Annotated in this window: 15 protein-coding genes; 9 read left to right on the top strand and 6 right to left on the bottom strand. The window is 59.8% G+C overall.

All coding sequences use genetic code 11. From position 1 onward, the window contains the following. Window positions 1-178: 178 nt before the first annotated feature. The 3 genes from BK658_RS22185 to BK658_RS22175 are packed head-to-tail and all read right to left on the bottom strand — an operon-like array spanning window position 179 to window position 2,991. Window positions 179-928 carry an enoyl-CoA hydratase-related protein gene (locus tag BK658_RS22185; protein ID WP_123584183.1) on the bottom strand — a complete coding sequence of 250 codons (750 nt, stop codon included), beginning with the start codon at window positions 926-928 and terminating at the stop codon, window positions 179-181. 28 nt (window positions 929-956) lie between these two features. Then, window positions 957-1,892: an iron-sulfur-binding ferredoxin reductase gene (locus tag BK658_RS22180; RefSeq protein ID WP_123584182.1), complete on the bottom strand. Its 936-nt coding sequence runs from the start codon at window positions 1,890-1,892 to the stop codon at window positions 957-959. Next, on the bottom strand, window positions 1,885-2,991 hold the full coding sequence (locus tag BK658_RS22175) for a GGDEF domain-containing protein (RefSeq protein ID WP_123584181.1): 1,107 nt from the start codon (window positions 2,989-2,991) through the stop codon (window positions 1,885-1,887). The genes BK658_RS22180 and BK658_RS22175 overlap by 8 nt, the downstream gene beginning before the upstream one ends. Before the next feature lie 473 nt (window positions 2,992-3,464). On the opposite strand from BK658_RS22175, the gene BK658_RS22170 reads away from it, so the two are divergent. The 8 genes from BK658_RS22170 (at window position 3,465) to BK658_RS22135 (ending at window position 18,848) form a co-directional block, all read left to right on the top strand. Then, window positions 3,465-4,988 carry a fumarate hydratase gene (locus BK658_RS22170; protein ID WP_123584180.1) on the top strand — a complete coding sequence of 508 codons (1,524 nt, stop codon included), beginning with the start codon at window positions 3,465-3,467 and terminating at the stop codon, window positions 4,986-4,988. A gap of 235 nt (window positions 4,989-5,223) precedes the next feature. Then, complete coding sequence (locus BK658_RS22165; RefSeq protein WP_123584179.1) at window positions 5,224-9,759, top strand: SpvB/TcaC N-terminal domain-containing protein; 4,536 nt, start codon at window positions 5,224-5,226, stop codon at window positions 9,757-9,759. Further along, on the top strand, window positions 9,756-12,521 hold the full coding sequence (locus BK658_RS22160; RefSeq protein WP_123584178.1) for an RHS repeat-associated core domain-containing protein: 2,766 nt from the start codon (window positions 9,756-9,758) through the stop codon (window positions 12,519-12,521). Before BK658_RS22165 ends, BK658_RS22160 begins: the two co-directional genes overlap by 4 nt. 79 nt (window positions 12,522-12,600) lie before the next feature. Further along, window positions 12,601-14,367 carry a sensor histidine kinase gene (locus tag BK658_RS22155; protein ID WP_185019881.1) on the top strand — a complete coding sequence of 589 codons (1,767 nt, stop codon included), beginning with the start codon at window positions 12,601-12,603 and terminating at the stop codon, window positions 14,365-14,367. Next, entirely contained in the window at window positions 14,361-15,686 is a 1,326-nt protein-coding gene (locus tag BK658_RS22150; RefSeq protein ID WP_123584176.1) for a sigma-54-dependent transcriptional regulator, read from the top strand. The genes BK658_RS22155 and BK658_RS22150 overlap by 7 nt, the downstream gene beginning before the upstream one ends. 287 nt (window positions 15,687-15,973) lie before the next feature. After that, on the top strand, window positions 15,974-17,293 hold the full coding sequence (locus tag BK658_RS22145; protein ID WP_123584175.1) for an MFS transporter: 1,320 nt from the start codon (window positions 15,974-15,976) through the stop codon (window positions 17,291-17,293). 489 nt (window positions 17,294-17,782) lie between these two features. Beyond that, window positions 17,783-18,070: a hypothetical protein gene (locus BK658_RS22140; RefSeq protein ID WP_123584174.1), complete on the top strand. Its 288-nt coding sequence runs from the start codon at window positions 17,783-17,785 to the stop codon at window positions 18,068-18,070. A 145-nt stretch (window positions 18,071-18,215) separates the two neighbouring features. Then, the gene (locus BK658_RS22135) at window positions 18,216-18,848 is read left to right on the top strand and encodes a flavin reductase family protein (RefSeq protein WP_123584173.1); all 633 of its coding nucleotides are present in this window, start codon (window positions 18,216-18,218) and stop codon (window positions 18,846-18,848) included. Window positions 18,849-18,857: 9 nt separating this feature from the next. Here BK658_RS22135 and BK658_RS22130 read toward each other — a convergent pair whose 3' ends face one another. After that, window positions 18,858-19,121, bottom strand: a complete 264-nt coding sequence (locus tag BK658_RS22130; RefSeq protein ID WP_054593752.1) for a hypothetical protein — start codon at window positions 19,119-19,121, stop codon at window positions 18,858-18,860. A gap of 9 nt (window positions 19,122-19,130) precedes the next feature. Beyond that, a complete protein-coding gene (locus tag BK658_RS22125) occupies window positions 19,131-19,496 on the bottom strand; it encodes a putative quinol monooxygenase (RefSeq protein WP_123584172.1) in 366 nt (121 codons plus the stop codon). 336 nt (window positions 19,497-19,832) lie between these two features. Between BK658_RS22125 and BK658_RS22120 the strand changes: the two genes are divergently transcribed. After that, window positions 19,833-20,762, top strand: a complete 930-nt coding sequence (locus BK658_RS22120) for an AraC family transcriptional regulator (RefSeq protein WP_123584171.1) — start codon at window positions 19,833-19,835, stop codon at window positions 20,760-20,762. 135 nt (window positions 20,763-20,897) lie between these two features. On the opposite strand, the gene BK658_RS22115 is transcribed toward BK658_RS22120, so the two are convergent. Beyond that, window positions 20,898-21,953, bottom strand: coding sequence for an ABC transporter ATP-binding protein (locus BK658_RS22115; protein WP_123584170.1), 1,056 nt, complete (start codon window positions 21,951-21,953; stop codon window positions 20,898-20,900). Between the last annotated feature and the right edge of the window lie 12 nt (window positions 21,954-21,965).

Raw genomic sequence — 21,965 nt, 5'->3', positions numbered from 1 at the left:
TCATGTGAATGATGGGGCTTTTTGATTTCCAATCTGGCAGTTGCGGTGCCTGCGCTACCGCTATCGCGAGCAGGCTCGCTCCCACAGGGTTATAGGGTGAATACACAATCTGTGAACACCACAGATCAACTGTGGGAGCGAGCCTGCTCGCGATGACGTCGGCCCAGTCAACAAAGATTCAGGCTCTGTTGATAAACCCCGACAACGCCGCAATCGCTTCCGGCGAGCGCAGCCGTTGGACAAACAGGTTGCCCTCCTCCTCGATCGCTTTGCGCAGTTGCTCGCGATCCGGGGCTTTCATCAACTGCTTGCTGATACGCACCGCTTCGGGCGCCAGTGTTTCGAAGCGCAATGCCATCTCGCGCGCCTTGGCCACCGCGGCCTCGCCACTGGGCAACGCTTGGGTTGCGATGCCCCAGGCGGCGGCCTGTTCACCGCTGAAACCTTCGCCCAGCAGCAACAGCTCGGCGGCTTTGGCCTGCCCGAGCAAGCGTGGCAGGATCAAGCTCGAACCAAATTCCGGGCACAGCCCGAGGTTGACGAACGGCATGCGCAACTTCGCGTCCGCGCTGATGTACACCAGGTCGCAATGCAACAGCAGGGTGGTGCCGATGCCCACAGCGGCACCGGCCACCGCCGCGATCACCGGCTTGCGGCATTCCAGCAGGCTGCGCATGAACTGGAACACCGGGCTGGCGAGGTCGCTCGGCGGTTCTTCGAGGAAATCGGCGATGTCGTTGCCGGCGGTGAAGCATTGGCTGGTGCCGGTGATCAGTATGGCGTTGATCTCGGAGTCGGCGTCGGCCTGTTGCAAGGCGTCCGCCAACTGGGCGTACATGGCGCGGGTCAGGGCGTTTTTCTTGTCCGGGCGGTTCAGGCGCAAGGTCAGCAGCCCCCGCTCACGCTCCAGCAGGATGGCGTTCGTCATGGTGAGTCTCGTGAAAGTGATTTCGCGTTCAACCCCGCGGCACGAAGACATCGGCCAATAGTTGATTGCGCGGCAGCCCTGCCAGGTACAGGCGCCGGGCAAAGGCGTCGACACTGTCAGGGTGCCCGCAGAGTAAAGCCAGGGTTTGCCGGGAAACAAGGCGTAATTGCGCCAAAGCCGCCGACAGCTCAGCCACCGTCAGCAGCTCGACGCTCAGGTTGGGACGCTGTGCTGCCAGCGCCGCCAAGGGTTTGGCCAGGTAATGCTCGCTGGCATCATGGGCCAGGTGAATCACCCGAATGGGGCCTTGATGATCCTGGCGCAACGCCTCGCGCAATACGCCAAACAACGGCGCCAATCCGGTGCCGGCCGCCAGCAGCCACAACGGTTGGGTTTGCCAGTCGGGGTCGTAATGCAGCGCACCGCCGCGCAACTCGCCCAGACGAATCGGGTCGCCGATTTTCAGCCGGCGTGCCGCATCGCTGAATTCGCCCGGCAAGCGGCAGTCGAGGTGAAACTCCAGAAAACGATCTTCCTGCGGCAGGCTGGCCAGCGAATACGGCCGCGCTACGTTACCGGCCCACAGCACCAGATGCTGCCCGGCCTGATAGCGCAAGGGCCGCTCGGGCTGCACACGCAGGCGCAACACGCTGGCACTCAACCAATCGGTCGCTTCGACGGTGGCCGGCAAGCCGTCGCGTAGCGGATCGAACACCGCCACGTGCAGGTCATCGACGACCTCGCACTGACAGGCCAGTCGCCAGCCTTGCTCACGTTGCTCGGCGCTCAGCGCATCGGGGCGCCGGTCGCTCACCTCGCCTTTGAGGCACTGCACCAGGCACGCATGGCAACTGCCTGCGCGGCAGCTGTAAGGCACGTGCAGGCCGTTCTGGTTAAGCGCATCAAGCAGGTTGCTGCCCGCCGCCACCGACCACTGAGTTTCGCCCACCCGCAACTCAGGCATCAGCGTTCTCCCAGGCCGCGGCGCAGCGATTGCGGCCGTCACGCTTGGCGCGATACAGCGCCTGATCGGCACGCTGCAAGGCGTCATCCAGATTGTCACCCGATTCAAGCAAGGTCATGCCGGCGGACAGGCTCAGGTCCTGCACCGGCAGACCGACCAGTTCGACCTCGGTAAAGGCAATGCGCAGCCGCTCGCAGCAAGAGGTCAGGCGCTCGGGATCACAATCGGGTAGCAACAACACAAACTCCTCTCCGCCATAACGCGCCAGTACATCGTCTTCGCGCAGGCAGGCCGTGGCGACACCGGCAAACGCCTGCAACACCTGATCGCCGGCCGCATGTCCATGCCTGTCGTTGATGCGTTTGAAATGGTCGAGGTCAATCAGCGCCAGACCATGCACGATGCCCTCTTCCATGCTGCGCAGTTCGCGCGTGGTCAGGCGTAGAAAATGCCGGCGGTTGAACAGCCCTGTGAGTTCGTCGGTGGCCACCAGGTCTTCGAGTTGGCGCATCATCCCGCGCAAGGTGTCTTGATGCGCTTGCAAGGCAAACCGCCGCTTGCGCATGCGTTGCCGCGAGGTCTGAACATAGCTGGCATACAGCGTCAGCCAGACCAGCACGATAAACAACACGCAGACTTGCAGCGCCGCCAGCGCCGGGTCGACCGGTTCGAGGTGATAGCCTTCCCAGAGGTTAAGGCCCGCAAAGCTGAAAAAGACCAAGGCCGCACATCGGATGAACGCTCGGCGCGGCAGATGGAAAAGTCCGAATAACAGAATCAACAGGTAAAACACCAGGAAGGCGCCACGGGCCGAGTCCAGATGAGCGATCAACCAGGTCTGCCAGCCAAGCCCCAGGAGCACCTGAACTTCGGTCAGGCCCGGGTCGGCAAAGCGCAGATTGCGCCCGGTGGAGAACATCGCGAACAACACCGACTGGCTGAGTATCACCAGCAGCGTGCCGATTACCGCGCTGCGCACCGACCCTTGATAGTGACCACTGAGAATCGCCAGCCACAGCAGCAATAACACCAGCGCATAGGTGCCCGTCGCCAGAATAAAGCGCTTGAGCAACAGACTCTGGAGAGCGTTATGGGTCAATCGTTGGCTCACCGTGCGAAGGGGGACTGATAAACAGTGTCCTACCCTGAAATACCAGATGCCACTTTAGTGTTGCACCTCAAGAATGACCATTCAATTTTGAGGTGATAAACCGCACACAAACTCCTTGTGGCGAGGGGGCTTGCCCCCGCTCGGCTGCGAAGCAGTCGTAATAGGGTTGAACGCGTTCTGCCTGGGAAATGCGATGACTGGTTTTGGGACTGCTTCGCAGTCCAGCGGGAGCAAGCTCCCTCGCCACAACAGCCCTGTCGTCTGAAAGTCGGTGTTGTGGCATGCGACTTTGGTTTGACTGCCGGCTGGTGTGCCCGGCTTCGAGGCGCGTTATACTGCCGCGCCTTTTTAGCGTCGCGCCAGCAACCCCGGCGTGCCTTGAAAGGTGTTTGCAGACGACCGATGCACCCCAACTGCAAGCACCTTATTGAATGTTCCCGTCTTTTAGAGGAGCGCGACTCATGACCGTGATCAAGCAAGACGACCTGATTCAGAGCGTTGCTGACGCCCTGCAGTTCATTTCCTACTACCACCCCGTGGATTTCATCCAGGCGATGCACGAGGCCTACCTGCGTGAAGAATCGCCGGCAGCCCGCGATTCGATGGCGCAGATCCTGATCAACTCGCGCATGTGCGCTACCGGCCACCGTCCGATTTGCCAGGACACCGGCATCGTCACCGTGTTTGTCCGTGTAGGCATGGACGTGCGCTGGGATGGCGCGACCATGGGCCTGGACGACATGATCAACGAAGGCGTGCGTCGCGCCTATAACCTGCCGGAAAACGTCCTGCGTGCTTCGATCCTCGCCGACCCGGCGGGCGCTCGTAAAAACACCAAGGACAACACCCCGGCGGTGATCCACTACTCGATCGTTCCGGGTAACACCGTGGAAGTCGACGTGGCAGCCAAGGGCGGCGGCTCCGAGAACAAGTCGAAAATGGCCATGCTCAACCCGTCCGACTCGATCGTTGACTGGGTGCTGAAAACCGTTCCGCAAATGGGCGCTGGCTGGTGCCCACCGGGTATGCTCGGCATTGGCATCGGCGGCACCGCCGAGAAAGCCGCGGTGATGGCCAAGGAAGTGTTGATGGAATCCATCGACATCCACGAGCTGAAAAAACGCGGCCCGTCCAACCGTATCGAAGAGATGCGCCTGGAGTTGTTCGAGAAGGTCAACCAACTGGGCATCGGCGCCCAGGGCCTGGGTGGCCTGACCACCGTGCTCGACGTGAAGATCATGGATTACCCGACCCACGCCGCTTCGTTGCCGGTGTGCATGATCCCCAACTGCGCCGCCACCCGTCACGCGCACTTCGTGCTCGACGGTTCCGGCCCGGCGTCGCTGGAAGCGCCACCGTTGGATGCCTACCCGGAAATCGTCTGGGAAGCCGGCCCGTCGGCCCGTCGCGTCAACCTCGACACCCTGACACCTGAAGAAGTGCAGAGCTGGAAGCCGGGCGAAACCGTCCTGCTGAACGGCAAGATGCTCACCGGACGCGACGCTGCGCACAAACGCATGGTCGAGATGCTCAACAAGGGTGAAACCTTGCCGGTGGACCTGAAAGGTCGCTTCATCTACTACGTCGGCCCGGTCGATCCGGTGCGCGAAGAAGTGGTGGGCCCAGCCGGCCCGACTACCGCGACGCGGATGGACAAGTTCACCCGCCAGATTCTCGAGCAAACCGGCCTGCTGGGCATGATCGGCAAATCCGAACGCGGCCCGACCGCGATCGAAGCGATCAAGGACCACAAGGCTGTTTACTTGATGGCAGTAGGCGGCGCGGCTTACCTGGTGGCGCAAGCGATCAAGAAATCCCGCGTTGTGGCTTTCGCCGAACTGGGCATGGAAGCGATCTACGAGTTCGACGTCAAAGACATGCCGGTGACCGTTGCGGTCGACAGCAAGGGCGAGTCGGTGCACATCACCGGCCCAGCCATCTGGCAGAAGAAAATCAGTGAAAGCCTGGCAGTAGAAGTGCAATAAGCCTTTAACCGCTGGAAAAAAAAGCCGCGCTGCTTGCAAAAACAGCGCGGCTTTTTATCGCCTGTCGTTTGCGCAAGACGCTACGAACTGACAGCGATGAAAAACTCACTGGATAGGCCGATTCGTTCTAGAAAAACCCTTCAAACCTGTCAAGTCTGACAGGTTACGTCGTGTACCCAACTTGGTAGCGTGAGCCATCCGCCCCCCGCTCGCCAGGCTGGAACAGAATCTGACCATGGAAGATCAAGCCGCCCAAAACATCACCCCGCCTTCCATTGCCAAGAGTGCCGCGATTACCACCATCGGCAAAAGCTGGGGCGCCATTGGCACCAGCGGCAAGGCTTCCTTCGAGCTGCCGTTGCCGATCTCACCGGGACGCGGCTTTGATCCGGCACTCGGATTGAGTTATGACAGCCAGGCGGGCAATGGCCCGTTTGGCATCGGCTGGCGCTTGACCGTCAACGCCATCACGCGCCAGACCAGCAAAGGCGTACCTCGCTACCTCGCAGACGATGTCATCGTGGGGCCCAGCGGTGATGAATGGATGCCCGAACGCGATCTGGCCGGGCACATCCAGTCCCGCCCCGAAGATCACTACAACGGTGAACCTGTCGGCAAGCATTCGGTGGTCCGTTACTGGCCTCGGGTCGAAGGCGCCTTCGATCTGATTGAGCTCTGGCAACCGAGTACCGAGCAGAACCAACCACCGTTCTGGCTGGTGCACGGGGCCGACGGCAGTCTGCATATTTACGGCAAGAGCGAGGCTTCGCGGCGCGCCGATCCGAACGACGGGTTACGGGTTGGCGTCTGGTTGCTGCTTGAAAGTATGAACGCCCATGGCGAGCACATCGTTTTCGAGTACAAACCTGAAGACCCGCTCAACGATCAGCTCCACGATTACCGGGCCCAGCGTTATCTGCGACGGGTGTGTTACGGCAACGTCAACGCCAGCGAGCATCTGTACGCCTGGACCGTGGAAAACCCGGCGGCACTGGATTGGCACTTTCACCTGGTGTTCGACTACGGCGAACGCACGACGGAGTGGGACAAGAAACCCGTCTTTGGCGAACCGTTTCCACAACCGGACGATGACATCGGCGAGTGGCTGATTCGCCCCGACTCGTTCTTTTCCTATGGCTATGGCTTCGAATTGAGCACCCGCCGCCTGTGCCGGCAGGTTTTGATGTTTCACCACTTCCCCGATGAACTGGGGCCAATTCCCGCGCTGGTCAAACGCCTGTTGCTGGACTATCACCCGGAGCCGGCGTTCTACAGCCAGCTGCGCGCCGCGCACTATCAAGCCTACGACGCCAGTGGTGCGGTAGAACACATGCCGCCGATGGAGTTCGAATACTCACCGCCCGACATCAACACCCAGTCGACACCGTTCTTCCCCTTCGAACACATGCCCGGCATTCAGGACGGGCAACACCATCAATGCATCGACCTGTATGGCGAGGGTGTACCTGGTTTCCTCTGCCAATATGACCAGAGCTGGTACTACCGCGAACCGGTGCGCGGGTCGAACCACCCCGATGAAATCATCTACGGTCCGTGGCAGGTATTGCCGACCCTCCCGGTTGCCGATGGCAGCAAACCGGTGAAGCAGTCGCTTAACGACCTGACCGGTGATGGCTTTTTCGACTGGGTCGTTGCACAACCGGCCTTCAGTGGTTTCTATGCCCTAAACCCTGACCGCAGCTGGTCGCCGTTCAGCCCCTTCACGTCCTTCCCCCTGGAGTTCTTCAACGCTCTGGCACAATTCGGAGACCTGACGGGCAGCGGCCTCAGTTCACTGGCGCTGATCGGTCCAAAAAGCGTACGTCTTTATCCCAGCCTTCGGGAAGACGGTTTTGGGCCCGCGATGGACGTGCCCCATGAACCGAACGGCGACAGCCTGCCATTGTTCAGCAACTCACGCAGCGAACTGGTGTTTCTGGGCCATATGCTCGGCAGCGACCTGCCGGACCTGTGCCGCATTCGTCACGACGAAATCAAATGCTGGCCGAACCTGGGCCACGGACGTTTCGGCAAAGGGTTCGTCATGGATACTTTGCCCTTCGAGTACGGGACATTCGATGCTGCGCGGGTGCGAATCGTCGACATCGATGGTTGCGGTGCCACGTCGGTGATTTACCTGCATTCGGATCACTTCGATATCTACCTCAATCTCGGTGGCAATCGGCTCGAGCAAATACCGATCAGCGTGGCATGGTCCGAGGGTGTGCGCTACGACACCCTGAGCCAGGTCAACTTCGCCGATCTGCAAGGGCTCGGTTGCGCCAGTTTGATCTTCACCGTGCCGCACCCAACGCCACGGCACTGGCGTTACGACTTTGTCAGCGTGCGTCCTTACGCGTTGGTGATGACCAACAACAACATGGGCTGCTGTGGCACCGTGCGCTATCGCAGTTCGGCACAAGAGTGGCTGGATGAAAAACGACAATGGCCGGATGCCGATAAACCGCCGCCCTGCTACCTGCCATTCCCGGTACAGGTGGTCAGCCGACAGAGCCAGCTCGACGAGATTACCGGCAACTGTCTGAATCAGTTTTTCAACTATTTTCATGGCTATTACGACAGCCATGACCGCGAGTTTCGTGGCTTTGGCCTGTTGCACCAGACCGACAGCGAAACCAGCCCGGAGGAAGGTGAGACCACGTTTAGCGCACCGGCACTGACCCGTACCTGGTTCCATACCGGACGTCTGGTCGACTTGCCTCGCGCGGGATATTACGACGGCGACAGTGAGGCCTGCCCCTTGGGGCCGACGCTGATCAGTCACTACCACGAAAATGACAATGCCGATGAACTCTTCAAGCCGGTCGACAAGGACACGCTGCATGAAATTGCCCGGGCACTGAGTGGCTCGGTGCTGCGCGTGGAGGTCTTCGGGCTACAGAAAGACCGCGTCGCGGCCATGCCCTACTCGGTGGAGCAGTCACGTTATCTGGTGCGAGAACTCAGGCCCATGGCCCCGCACCATCCCCATGCGATTGTCCTGCCGTTGCTGGTCGAAAAAATCAGTTACCAATACGAACGCCATGCCGATGATCCGTTGTGTCGTCATGAAGTCACTCTGCAATGGGACCGTTTCGGCACGCCCGTTCACGCGTTGACAATCAGCTATGCACGACGCAAAACCGACAAGGACGAACCGCCCTTTACAGATCCCGATGAGGCTCAATGGTGGCGCGATGCCCACGATGAAGCTCAACAGCGTTATTACCTGAGCGAGTCGCGTGCCGAGTTCATTCACCTGGACGAGCTGCAAGGCTGGCGATTGGGACTACCGTGGCGCCAGCGCCTCAACGCACTTGAGCTGCCCAAAGGCTCGCTCCCTACCGGCCTCAATCCCCAAGAAGTGTCGTATGAATGCTTGAGCCAATCCCACACGTGGAAGGAATGGAACGCGTTGCGGCAGTTGAGCCAGTTGTCGCGGCAAAGCTATCTGTCTGCCGACGGCAGCTTGTTGCCCGACGGCACCGTCCACTTCCAGGCATTGGCGGGTCCCCTGGAACGGGCGGAATATGACAAGACGGCATTGGCAGCCTACGACACCTTGCCCGCTCCGTTCGACATCCGAAAGGAGCTGCAAAACATCGGCTTCCAACCCATGACGCTGTTTCTCGACGAAGACAAGGAAGAAGACAAGCAGGAAAACCTCTGGTCGGGCCTGCACGGTTTTTCCCGTTACGCCGACCTCGACGGCTTCTACAAGGTGCTGCAATTCAATGCGACCGCCAGCCATGGCGTGACCACGATCAGCTACGACCCCTATCGCTTGCTGACCAAGGCCGTTGAACTGCCGGACGGCTGTACCACCCACGCCGAATACGACTACCACGCACTCCAGCCAAAACGCGTCATCGATGCCAACGAGAATACTCAGGAAGCGATCTACGAACCCTCCGGGCAACCGCTGGCAACGGGTTTCTTTGGCACTGAAAACGGCGCGGACGTCGGTTTCGATCCCCTCGATAAACACCTTCTCCCTGAAGATCGAAGCCCTGGTGAAGCGATCCGGAACCCGATCGATGCACTGCAAAGAGCGGCCAGCGTATTACGCAAGGACTTGCTCAGTTGGATGAGCGAGCTGCCCGATACGGCTCGCCAGCGCCCTGATCAGTTAGCCCAATGGATTGCACAAGGTTACATCCTGCCGTCCCTGCACATTCGCGCCTCCGCTCGCCTGCGTCTTACCAGGCTCAAGGCCCGAACAGCGGATGAGCAGACGCTGCTGGAGCTGATTCGCAGTGTTGCGCGTGAACCCGTCCATAGTCTGGTGCTGACCGCCGATGACTATCCAGACGCCGAAACGGGCCAGCAAATCCAGATGCAGCTGGCCTACATCGATGGCTTTGGCCGGACCTTGCAAACCAAGCAGCTGGTTGAGCCGGGGATGGCCTATGTGGTCACGCCACAAGGTGAGCTGGAACTCGACCCGGTAACCGGCGAACCATCGGAACGTCACGCCGATCCGCGCTGGCGCGTCAGTGCACGGGTGGAATACAACAACAAAGGCCTGGACGTGCGGGTCTATCGCCCCTACTTTGCCAACGCCTGGCGCTACATCAACGATGCATCGTTTCGCCAGTTCGGCCATCACGACCAGCAGTTTTATGACCCATTGGGCCGACCGGTCAAAGTCATCAGCGCCAAAGGCTATGTGTCACGCGAGACTTACCATCCTTGGTCTCAGACCAGTGAGGACTTCAACGACACCGATGACTCGCAGCCCATCAAACCTGGGCGCCGGAACACGCCATGAACCTTCAGGTGCATCGCCATACACCGACCCTGAAGGTCAACGACGGCCGTGGATTGCCCGTTCGGCACGTCGAATACCTGCGCAAAGTCATCGACGGCCCCGTGACGCCCCTCGTTACCCGGCAAATCCATGACCCCATCGGACGCTTGATCGCGCAATGGGACCCGCGACTGTTCGACAGTGCTCAAAAACCCAACCTATTCAGTGTCCATGGGCTTTCCGGTACAGCATTGCTGGTCAACAGCGTTGATGCAGGTATGCGTTTGAACCTGATCGGCGTCGCCGGACAAGCGCTGCGACGCTGGGATGGGCGCGGTTGTCACTGGCAAACCGACTACGACAACCAGTTACGCGTGATAGCCCTGCACGAACAGCCGCCCGGGCAACCGCAGACGACCGTCGAACGCATCACCTACGCCGATCGTTCGGCAGATCCGGACTACAACCTGCGTGGCCAGATGACGACTCAGCTGGATCCGTCAGGCAGGCTGGAGTTTGCAGGTTTCAACCTGCTTGGCGCGCCGTTGTGTGAAACCCGAACGTTCCTCGACGGCAAGGCTTGCACCACCTTGTGGCACTACAGCGCCAATGGTGCGGAGCTGACCCGGACCGATGCCGCCGGCCATCGACAGCACACACGCTTCGACCTCGCGGGGCAGTTCAAGCAAAGCTTTCTTCAGCTAAAGGATGACGACTCACTGCAACCGGTATTGCGAGGTCTGACCTACAACGCGTTCAACCAGACAGCAACGCAAACCACTGGCAATGGCGTGGTCCGCACCTTGACCTATGACCCTGCCGACGGTCGCCTGACAAGCCAGACGGCCGGCGTCCCAAGACAATCGCTGCTGCAAAACCTCAGCTATCACTATGACCGCATGGGCAACATCCTGCGTATCGAAAACCACGGCTTCAAACCGGTATTCTTTGCCAACCAGCGCGTCGATGGCGACCGCGAGTTTGCCTATGACTCGCTGTACCGGCTGACCTGGGCGAGCGGTTTCGAGGCTGAAAAACCCAATCTCCAGCCGGGCTTGCCAGACTTGATCACGCCCATCGACCCCGGTCGTCGCTTCAACTACACCGAGCACTACCAATACGATCAAGGCAACAACCTGACGCAATTGTGTCACCGACGCGACGGCAACAACTTCACTCGCCAAATGCGCATCGATGACCACAGCAACCGCAGCGTGCGCTGGGAAGAAAATGATCCAGAGCCGATTTACGACGAGCTCTTCGACCCCCATGGCAATCAGCAATGGCTGCAACGCGGCCAGCCTCTGAGCTGGAATACCCGCGACCAGCTGGCCAAAGTGACCTTGCTCGAACACAGCAACGGCCTGTCCGACGATGAAGAAACCTACCTCTACAGCCAAGGCGTGCGGGTCTACAAACACCACGTGTGGCATACCCCGTCCGCGACCCACTCTCAGGAAGTACGCTATCTGCCAGGACTGGAAATCCGCACCCGCAGCGACGGCCAGCAACTGCACGTCATCACCGTGTCGACCGGCGTCGGCAGCGTGCGCTGCCTGCACTGGGTCGTTGGAAAACCCACCGACATCGAGCCTGATCAACTGCGTTACCACCTCGGTGATCATCTGGATTCCATCGCTCTGGAGCTGGATCGCGACGGCGCAGTGATCAGCCACGAAGTGTATTACCCCTTCGGCGGTACGTGCTGGTGGGCGGCGACCTCAGAGCTTGAGGCCAATTACAAGACCATTCGATATTCGGGTAAGGAGATGGATGTCAGTGGGCTGTATTACTATGGGCTGCGTTACTACGCACCGTGGTTGCAGCATTGGATCAGTGCCGATCCGGGGGGGGATGTGGATGGGCTGAATCTGTATGCGTTTGTAGGGAATAATCCTCTGGCGTACATAGATCTGGACGGCGGTATGCGCGGCCCCAAGGAAATGGTTGAACAGTACCAACAGTGGCGCACAAAATATAATGACGACCGGGCTTTCAATCGAATGGTCTATCGACATCTAGAATTACTGAGCCTGGTAAAACAACGGACGCGGGACGCTGAGCAGCAGATACTCAATCACCGCTCACCTGATCAGCACGCACTGTCCAGTGCTCGGCGAACAGGAACATTTCTGGCCGGACAAGGCGCTTCATATGCAACCAGCATGACGGTGGGTGTCATTTTGGGCGCTCCCGGCGGCCCTCCGGGCATGCTTGTCGGTGCGGGAATCGGGTTCGTGGTTGGCAAAGCCGTGTCTCTGACCTTCAATCATGTAGCGGAAACAACCGGCGCGAGCGCGTCGGTGAAATTAAAAAACAAGCGGATAGATCCGGACAAACTACTCGCACAGGTCAGATCCGAGACAGGGAGTACTGCAGCCTATGTCAAAAATGTGCTCCGCTCATTTGACCCAAGAAGCGATGGTGGAAAACGAAAGTTGGCAAAGGAGATTTACGCAACAACCGCGGGCAAAGCGCCGATTGTAGGCACAGGTATGAAAATGGCATTAGCTGTATCTGAAATTCTTCATGAAGTCAACGACGCAGGGAAAGAGCTGACAGAGGAAAAAATAAACGCTCTGGATACCCATTTTGAAAACCTGACCCTTATGCTGGATCGGGGAATGACCCGAATGGAAGCAAAGTTCGAAGCAACTGGACGGGGAAAATCATTGGGCTATACCCCGCAAGCACTTCGACAGAAAACCAACAAAGTGACCCGCCGGGTGAATGACACCCGGTCGATACTCCGGTCTAACTCCTCAAGGTTCACCGCAGTGTAAGGAGCGATATCCTTGTTGCGGGAGCCCCCCCAACCTCATGCTATGGTGCATTCCCCAGACTCTTGCCAATGCACATAGCATGTTGCCGATCTCACGTTCGCTGCGCCTGACACTTTACACCCTGCTCATCATTGCCGGCGCTGCATTGGCGGCCGGCGTCGCCATACGCCACGCCGAACGCCAGGCCCAGGTGGACGATGCCGCCCGCGCCAATCAACAACTGGCGCTGTACGCCAACTCCCTGCACACCTTGATCGAACGCTACCGCGCCCTCCCCGCCGTGCTGGCGCTGGACCCGGAACTACGCTCGGCACTTGATGGCCCTGTCACCCCGGAACAGCAAGACGCGCTGAACCGCAAACTGGAAAAGATCAACGGCGCGGCCCAGTCGTCCACCCTGGAACTGCTGGATCACACCGGCCTGGCCGTGGCCGCCAGCAATTGGCGCTTGCCCAGCAGTTACGTCGGCCACAACTACGGCTTCCGCCCTTATTTCAGCCAAACCCGCAGCCAGGGCGCCGGGCGCTTTTACGCGGTGGGCGTGACCAGTGGAATTCCCGGCTATTTTCTGTCCAGTGCGGTGACCGGTGACAACGGCGAGTTCCTCGGCGCCATGGTGGTGAAACTCGAGTTTCCAGAGCTGGAACGCGAATGGCGTCAAGGCAGCGACACGCTGTTGGTGAGCGATGCGCGGGGCATTGTGTTTATCGCCAACCAGCCAGGATGGCGCTATCGGTCGTTGGGTACGCTGTCGGACACTGATCGTACCGAGCTCAAAACCACCCGCCAATATGACAAGCAACCGCTGACCCTGCTCGACCATCAACCGATTCGACGCTTTGACGAGAACAGCTATCTGGCCCGCGTCGACGGCCCCGACGGCGCGGCCGATTACCTGTGGGAATCGCTGCCCTTGAGTTCCGAAGGCTGGACGTTGCACCTGCTGCGTCGTCCGCAGGTTACCTTCGAAGAGTTGCGCAACGCTGGGCTGGCTGCCGCCGGGGTATGGCTGACACTGGTGTTTTTGCTGCTGTTTCTCAGCCAGCGTTGGCGTCTGGCCAAGTTGCGCCAGCGCAGCCGCGAAGAGCTTGAACGCCTGGTCGAGGAACGCACCCGCGAGCTGCGCACCGCTCAGGACGGCCTGGTGCAATCGGCCAAACTCGCGGCGCTGGGGCAAATGTCGGCGGCCCTGGCCCATGAAATCAACCAGCCACTCACAGCCCAGCGCACGCAGCTGGCGACCTTGCGCCTGCTGCTCGATCATGGCCGGGTCGACGACGCGTATAAAGCGCTGAGGCCGGTGGATGAGATGCTGACGCGCATGGCCGCCCTCACCGGTCATCTCAAGACGTTCGCGCGCAAAAGCCCCAGCGGTTTGCGCGAGCGTCTGGACCTGGCGGCGGTAGTCGATCAATCCTTGCAGTTACTTGACGCTCGACTGCGCGATGAACAGATCGACCGGGTTTTGCACATGAGTCGCCCGGCCTGGGTTCGCGGCGATGCGATTCGCCTGGAACAGGTGCTGATCAATCTGCTGCGCAACGCCCTCGATGCGATGCGTGACAAACCACTCAAGCGTCTGGAAATCCGCCTTGAAGCCGATGAACAGCTATGGCGCCTGACCGTCGCCGACAGCGGCGGCGGTATTGCGCCGCAGGATCTGCCGAAGGTCTTCGATCCGTTCTTCACCACCAAACCGGTGGGTGATGGCCTGGGCCTCGGGCTGGCGGTATCGTTCGCCATCGTGCATGAACTCGGCGGTCGCCTGAGCGCCGACAATCACGGCGACGGCGCCGTCTTCACCCTCACCTTGCCCATCGATCTGGAGGCGCACATTCAATGTTGAACTCGGTGATCGTGGTCGACGATGAGAGCAGTATTCGTGATGCCGTCGAACAGTGGCTGAGCCTCTCGGGGTTCGAGGTCAACCTGTTCAGCCGCGCCGATGAATGCCTGGCGCAACTGCCGGAAAATTTTCCCGGGGTGATCCTCAGCGATGTGCGGATGCCGGGCATGACCGGCCTGGAACTCCTGGCCCGGCTGCAACAGCGGGACGCCGATTTGCCGGTGATCCTGCTGACCGGTCACGGCGATGTGCCGATGGCGGTTGAGGCCATGCGCGATGGCGCCTACGACTTCCTCGAAAAACCCTTCAGCCCGGAAACCTTGCTCAGCAGCCTGCGCCGGGCGCTCGACAAACGTCGACTGGTACTGGAAAACCGCGCCCTGCACGAACAGGCCGATAACCGCAGCAAACTCGACGCCAGCCTGCTCGGGGTTTCCCGTGGTTTGCAGACCCTGCGCCGTCAGGTGCTGGACCTCGCGGCGCTGCCGGTGAACGTGCTGATTCGCGGCGAAACCGGCAGCGGCAAAGAGCTGGTCGCCCGCTGCCTGCATGATTTTGGTCCGCGCGCCAACAAGCCGTTCGTGGCGCTGAACTGTGCAGCGATCCCCGAGCAGCTGTTCGAAGCCGAGTTGTTCGGTCATGAAAGCGGCGCCTTCACCGGCGCTCAGGGCAAACGTATCGGCAAGCTGGAGTACTCCGATGGCGGCACCTTGTTCCTCGATGAAATCGAAAGCATGCCACTGGCTCAGCAGGTCAAATTACTACGGGTATTGCAGGAGCAAAAGCTCGAGCGACTGGGCTCCAACCAGAGCATTCACGTGGACCTGCGGATCATTGCCGCCACCAAACCCGACCTGCTGGATGAAGCCCGCGCCGGGCGTTTTCGCGAAGACCTGGCGTATCGGCTGAACGTCGCGGAGTTGCGCCTGCCGCCGTTGCGCGAACGACGTGAAGACATTCCGTTGTTGTTCGAACACTTCGCTCACGCCGCCGCGCAGCGGCTGGGACGCAGCTTTCCACCGCTCAGCGGCCCACAGCTGAGTCGGTTACTGAGCCACGACTGGCCCGGCAACGTACGCGAATTGGCGAACGTCGCCGAGCGCCAGGTGCTGGGCCTGGGTGAACCGGAACCGGTCGGCATCGAGCCCGGCCAGTCCCTCGCCGCCCAGCAGGAAGCTTTCGAAGCCCACTGCCTGCGAGCTGCGCTGACCCGGCATAAGGGCGACATCAAAGCTGTGCTGGAAGAACTGCAACTGCCGCGCCGGACCTTCAATGAAAAGATGCAGCGGCATGGACTGAGCCGAGAGATGTTCCTGTAATCAATCGTTCCCACGCTCTGCGTGGGAATGCAGCCCGTGACGCTCCGCGTCACTTCCGCGAGGGGGACGCGGAGCGTCCCTTGAGGCATTCCCACGCAGAGCGTGGGAACGATCATTCGTAGGCGGATCTCCGCTTACCGCCCCCTGATCGATAAGCGGATTTCCGCTCACCCATTCCCGTTAACCCCTCTAAACCGCCCCTCTCCCCCTTGGCACAGCTCCTGCTATAGCCCTCGCAGGCTGCGCTTACGCGCGCTCCACAAAAACAATTAAATGAAGGATCCGTCATGGATAACTCGCAAACCCTGCCTCTTGGGTCGGCCGCTGTGCCTGCCAAAGAAAAGACCACGGCCAGCCGCATCAAGTCGATCTTCAGCGGCTCTGTCGGCAATATGGTCGAGTGGTACGACTGGTATGTCTACGCCGCCTTCTCGCTGTACTTCGCCAAAGCCTTTTTCCCCAAAGGCGACACCACCGCCCAACTGCTGAACACCGCTGCGATTTTCGCCGTGGGCTTTCTGATGCGCCCGATCGGCGGCTGGCTGATGGGCCTGTATGCCGACCGCGCCGGGCGTAAAGCCGCGTTGATGGCGTCGGTGTACCTGATGTGCTTCGGCTCGCTGATCATCGCGTTGAGCCCGGGTTATGAAACCATCGGCGTCGGTGCACCGATTCTGCTGGTGTTCGCCCGTTTGCTGCAGGGCCTGTCGGTCGGTGGCGAGTACGGCACCTCAGCCACCTATTTGAGCGAGATGGCGACCAAGGAGCGTCGTGGCTTCTTCTCGAGCTTCCAGTACGTCACGCTGATCTCCGGCCAGCTCATCGCCTTGGGCGTGCTGATCGTGCTGCAGCAAACCCTGACCACCGAACAACTGTACGACTGGGGCTGGCGTATTCCGTTTGCCATCGGCGCGCTGTGTGCCATCGTCGCGTTGTACCTGCGTCGCGGCATGGAAGAAACCGAGTCGTTCACCAAGAAAGAAAAGTCCAAAGAAAGCGCTATGCGCACCCTGCTGCGTCATCCCAAGGAACTGATGACCGTGGTCGGCCTGACCATGGGCGGCACCCTGGCCTTCTACACCTACACCACCTACATGCAGAAATACCTGGTGAACACGGTCGGCATGAGCATCTCCGACTCCACCACCATTTCGGCGGCCACGCTGTTCCTGTTCATGTGCCTGCAACCGATCATCGGCGGCTTGTCGGATAAAGTCGGGCGGCGGCCGATCCTGATTGCCTTCGGTATTCTCGGTACTCTGTTCACCGTGCCGATCCTCACCACCCTGCACACCATCCAGACCTGGTGGGGCGCGTTCTTCCTGATCATGGCAGCGCTGATCATCGTCAGCGGCTACACCTCGATCAACGCGGTGGTCAAAGCCGAACTGTTCCCCACCGAAATCCGCGCCCTGGGCGTGGGCCTGCCGTATGCGCTGACCGTGTCGATATTCGGCGGTACCGCTGAATACATTGCCCTGTGGTTCAAGAGCATCGGCATGGAAACCGGTTACTACTGGTATGTCACCGCCTGCATCGCGGTGTCGTTGCTGGTGTACGTGACCATGAAAGACACCCGCAAACACTCGCGGATCGAGACTGACTGACCGCGTTTGGCAGTCACTGCAACGGTGACTGCCATGGCCCCATCGCGAGCAGGCTCGCTCCCACATTGACGGAGTCAAGGCACAGATTTGTGTCTGACGCCGATCAAATGTGGGAGCGAGCCTGCTCGCGATGGCCGCGACGCGGTCTTGAGCCGATCAAGACAACTCGGCAGCCCCGCGGCTCACATACTTGTTCTGCACGAACGAAGCGCCGGCGATCATCACCACCAATACCAGCAACGCACCGATAACGATCCGTTAATGCCCTGCCGACACTCTTGTTCTGTCGCCGCTTGAATCCATATCGACGTCTCGTGCGTATACAGAATGCAGGCCTCGAAGCAGTGGTCTGGAACATTCTGAGATGACCTTAATATCTACATAATCGATTGTTTTTAGCATTTATTTGCGCTTTTTAATCAATTTTACATGCGTAGTATGAGCTCCATACCCAACGCACAACACGTAAACACACTTGGAGTACACATCATGAAAACCAAACTGATCCTCGCTCTGACCCTCTCCGTACTGGCCGCCAACACCTTCGCCGCCGATGGTTATGACCGCACCGGTTCCGCCGCTTTCACCACTGAAAATTCTGCCGCTGTGGCCGCTGATGGTTACGATCACACAGGCTCGGCGTCTTTCGCCGCTGATGGCTTTGATCGCACCGGCTCGGCCAAAGTCGCGTCTGACGGCTTTGATCACACCGGTACCGCCGACGCTATCGCCGCCGATGGTTTTGATCGCACCGGTACTGCCGCCGCTATCAGCTAACACCCTGGGCAGACTTCACAGCCCGGCTTCGGCCGGGCTTAGTTGTTTCTGGCACAGCGAAAACCCGGCGCTGCGAGAGTGGCACTCACCCTCAATGACTTGCACTATGGCAACCTTCACCTTTACGTCTGCACAAGAGCCCGCCATGTCTGATGATATTCACTACTACGAACCTGCCCTGGGCCATGGCCTGCCCCACGACCCGTTCAATGCCATCGTCGGCCCGCGGCCTATCGGCTGGATTTCCTCGCAGGACGCCGAAGGTCGACTGAACCTGGCGCCGTACAGTTTTTTCAACGCGTTCAACTACATTCCGCCGATCATCGGGTTCTCAAGCGTCGGCCGTAAAGACAGCCTGAACAACATCGAGCAGACCGGCGAATTCGCCTGGAACCTGGCCACCCGTCCGTTGGCCGAGCAGATGAACCAGAGCTGCGCGATGGTCCCGGCCGACGTCAACGAATTCGAACTGGCCGGACTGACGCCGGCAGCCTCGAAAATCATTCAGGTGCCACGCGTCGCTGAAAGCCCGGTGTCCTTCGAGTGCAAGGTCACGCAGATCATTCAGTTGCAACGCGCAGACAAGGAAGTGGTGCCGAGCTGGCTGATCCTCGGCGAAGTGGTCGCCGTGCATATCGCCAAGTGGCTGCTCAAGGATGGGGTGTACGACACCGCCGCGGCAGAACCGATTCTGCGCGGCGGTGGGCCGGCGGATTATTTTCAGTTGGGGCCTGAGGCCTTGTTCAAGATGTTCCGCCCGGGGGCGACCAAGGCGTAAGCCAAAGGGTTACCAGACCAGTTCACCGTCTTCAGCGACGTCGGTCAACTGCTCAAGCTTCTGCTCGGCAGCCTGATCGGCTTCGAAGGCGGTCTTGAATTTCTGTTCATCGAGGATTTTGTGAAAACGCGGTGCGCCTGAGCCACCCAGGGCTTTGACGGCGATGGCGGCGCTATAGCCTCCTTCACCCGGTACTACGGCGGAAACTGCTTCGAACTGTGCAAACTCTTTACGTGCCATGTCGCGGATCCTGGCCAATGGAAAGTCGGCCATTCTAAACCGTCAGCTGGCCAACTGGTGCAATGACGCGCTGTTCAACTGCGGATATTCGCCGCGGGCCTGAGCCGCCGAAACTTCGCTGAAGGTGTGAAAATCCAGGCTGTTGACCACCAACTCTTGCACCAGCTCGGCAAAGATCTGCATGGCCGGGGTGCTGAAGTAGGCGGTCATGGCCTGCTGGTCGACCCAAAACCCGGACACCAGCCACAGTTCGGGATCGCACAACGAATGCTGCAAGGCAAAGTGCAGGCAACCGCTGGCCTGACGCGACGGTTCGATCAGGCTGCTCAAACGCGCGCCCAACTCCATCGAGCGGCCAGCACGGGCGCGGACAAAAGCCATATGGCTGACGGGGATCTGCGTGGACATGTTCGACTCTCCCTGATGTAGACGATCGGCAGCCTGAGAGAAGCTGCGACAGGAACAGAGATTAAGCGACGGGCGTCAGGCCCGTTAGTCGATTCCTGCCGGCTTATTGCACAATCCTGCACCCGCACCTGACTGTCGCCAAACCCGCGTCAGGCCAGCTCTGGAAAGATGACAAAGGGGTTTCAAGCAAGTTTTTCCGCATTATGTTCATGATCTTTATGCTGAATGCACCCGCTCAGCAGAATCAGGCAAGTTTTGCGCAGGATTTGCCTACCGCCCAGGCTTGCACAAACTTAATCTGTGCTCATCCCATCAACCGTGTCGAGGATGTTTCGCATGTCGCCTCTGGATTCCACCCACGCACCGCTGGATGCCAACATGGAAAAACAGCGTGTGGAGCTCTCGGCAATCATTCGACGTAACACCTACGAGGATGGCAGCTACGCAACCGCCATCGGTTCGTTGTTTTTGTCGCGCCATAGCCAGTCCCATGACTTTGCCCCGGTGCTCGCGCAGCCGGCGCTGTGCATCATGGCCCAGGGGCGCAAGGAAGTGCGGCTGGCCGACGAAGTCTTCAACTACGACCCGCTCAACTATTTGGTGGTCTCGGTCTCGATGCCGCTCAGCGGGCGGGTGGTCGATGTCTCGCCCGAGGAACCGATCCTGGCCTTGCGCCTGGATATCGACCCCGCGGAAATCACCGCATTGATTGCCGACGCCGGGCCCATCGGCGTGCCCACCCGCCCTGCCGGGCGCGGTCTGTATGTCGAACAACTGGATCAGCCGATGCTCGACGCCGTGCTGCGTCTGGCGCGCTTGCTCGACACCCCGAAAGACATCGCCATGCTCGCGCCGCTGATTCGTCGGGAGATTCTTTATCGCTTGTTGCGCAGCCCACAGGGCCATCGGCTGTATGAGATTGCCATCGCCAACAGCCAGAGCCATCGCATCGGTCAGGCGATCAAATGGCTCAACGGCAACTACGAGCAGCCGTTGCGCATTGATGAGTTGGCCAAGGAAGTGAACCTGAGCGTGTCGACCCTGCACCATCGCTTCAAGGCGATGACGGCGATGAGTCCACTGCAGTATCAGAAGCAACTGCGCCTGCAAGAAGCGCGGCGCTTGATGCTCGCCGAGGGCATCGACGCCTCGGCGGCGGGTTACCGCGTGGGCTATGAAAGCCCCTCGCAGTTCAGCCGCGAATACAGCCGGCTGTTTGGCGCACCACCGTTGCGGGATCTGGCGCGGTTACGAATGTCCGTCTAATTAGACTTTTCGGCAGGCTGTGCCGGCCTCATCGCGAGCAGGCTCGCTCCCACATTTGATCTGAAGTGTTCACAAATCTTGTGTTCACGTACGATCCAGTGTGGGAGCGAGCCTGCTCGCGATAGGGTCAGTAAGTCAGGCGGCGAGTACGCGACAGGCTTCGGATGGAATGGTCACCGACACCGGGTTGCCGATGCTCAGGCCGATGCCCTGGCACGGTGTACTCAACGCTGTCAGCGTCACGCCGGAACACTCGACCGTGGTTTCGATGGTCGCGCCGATATCGCGCACAAATGTCACCCTGCCCAGTAAGCGATTACCGGCGGTTGCCTGTGGGTGCGACAACTGCAGGTCCTCGGGACGCACCAGCATCTTGACCTTTTCGCCCACCACGATGCTGCTGCAAATCGGCACCTGAAGCGCATCGCCACCGGGTAAACCGACTTTGCCGTCACCCAATGCGGTGGCCGGAAAAATGTTCCCCGAGCCGATAAAGTCGGCGACGAACTCGTTGGCCGGATGACGGTAGATCTCGATCGGTGTGCCGACCTGCTGCACCCGATTCTGGCCCAACACCACCACGATATCGGCCATGGTCATGGCTTCGCGCTGGTCGTGGGTCACCATGATGGTGGTGATGTTCAAGCGTTGCTGAAGCTGGCGAATCTCCACTTGCATCGACTCGCGCAGCTTGGCGTCCAAGGCCGACAGCGGTTCGTCGAGCAGGAGGATTTTCGGGTGCGAGGCAATCGCCCGGGCAATCGCCACGCGCTGACGCTGACCACCGGAGAGTTTCGACACCGGACGATCAACCATCTCTTGCAACTGAATCAGTTGCAGCAATTCAGTGACCCGCGCCTGCTGGTCGGCCTTGCTCACGCCACGCAGTTTCAGCGGATAGGCAATGTTCTCGCCGACCGTCATGTGCGGGAACAGCGCCAGCGACTGAAACACCATGCCGAAGTTACGCAGGTGCGCCGGTGTGTTGCCGATGTCTTCACCGTCCAGACGAATTTCACCGTCGGAAAGGGTTTCCAGGCCCGCGATCATCCGCAGCAAGGTGGTTTTGCCGCAGCCCGAAGGGCCGAGAAAACACACCAGTTTGCCCTCAGGCAGGTGCAGATTGACGTCTTTGACCGCACACGCCGTGCCGTAACGTTTCTCGACGTTTTCCAGAATCAGACCAGTCATATTAATTACCTC

The sequence above is a fragment of the Pseudomonas brassicacearum genome, from assembly GCF_003732175.1.
GTDB classification, from domain to species: domain Bacteria; phylum Pseudomonadota; class Gammaproteobacteria; order Pseudomonadales; family Pseudomonadaceae; genus Aquipseudomonas; species Aquipseudomonas brassicacearum_G.
Note: the sequence above shows the minus strand (reverse complement) of the source record. Positions and strands in the feature narration are given on the sequence as shown.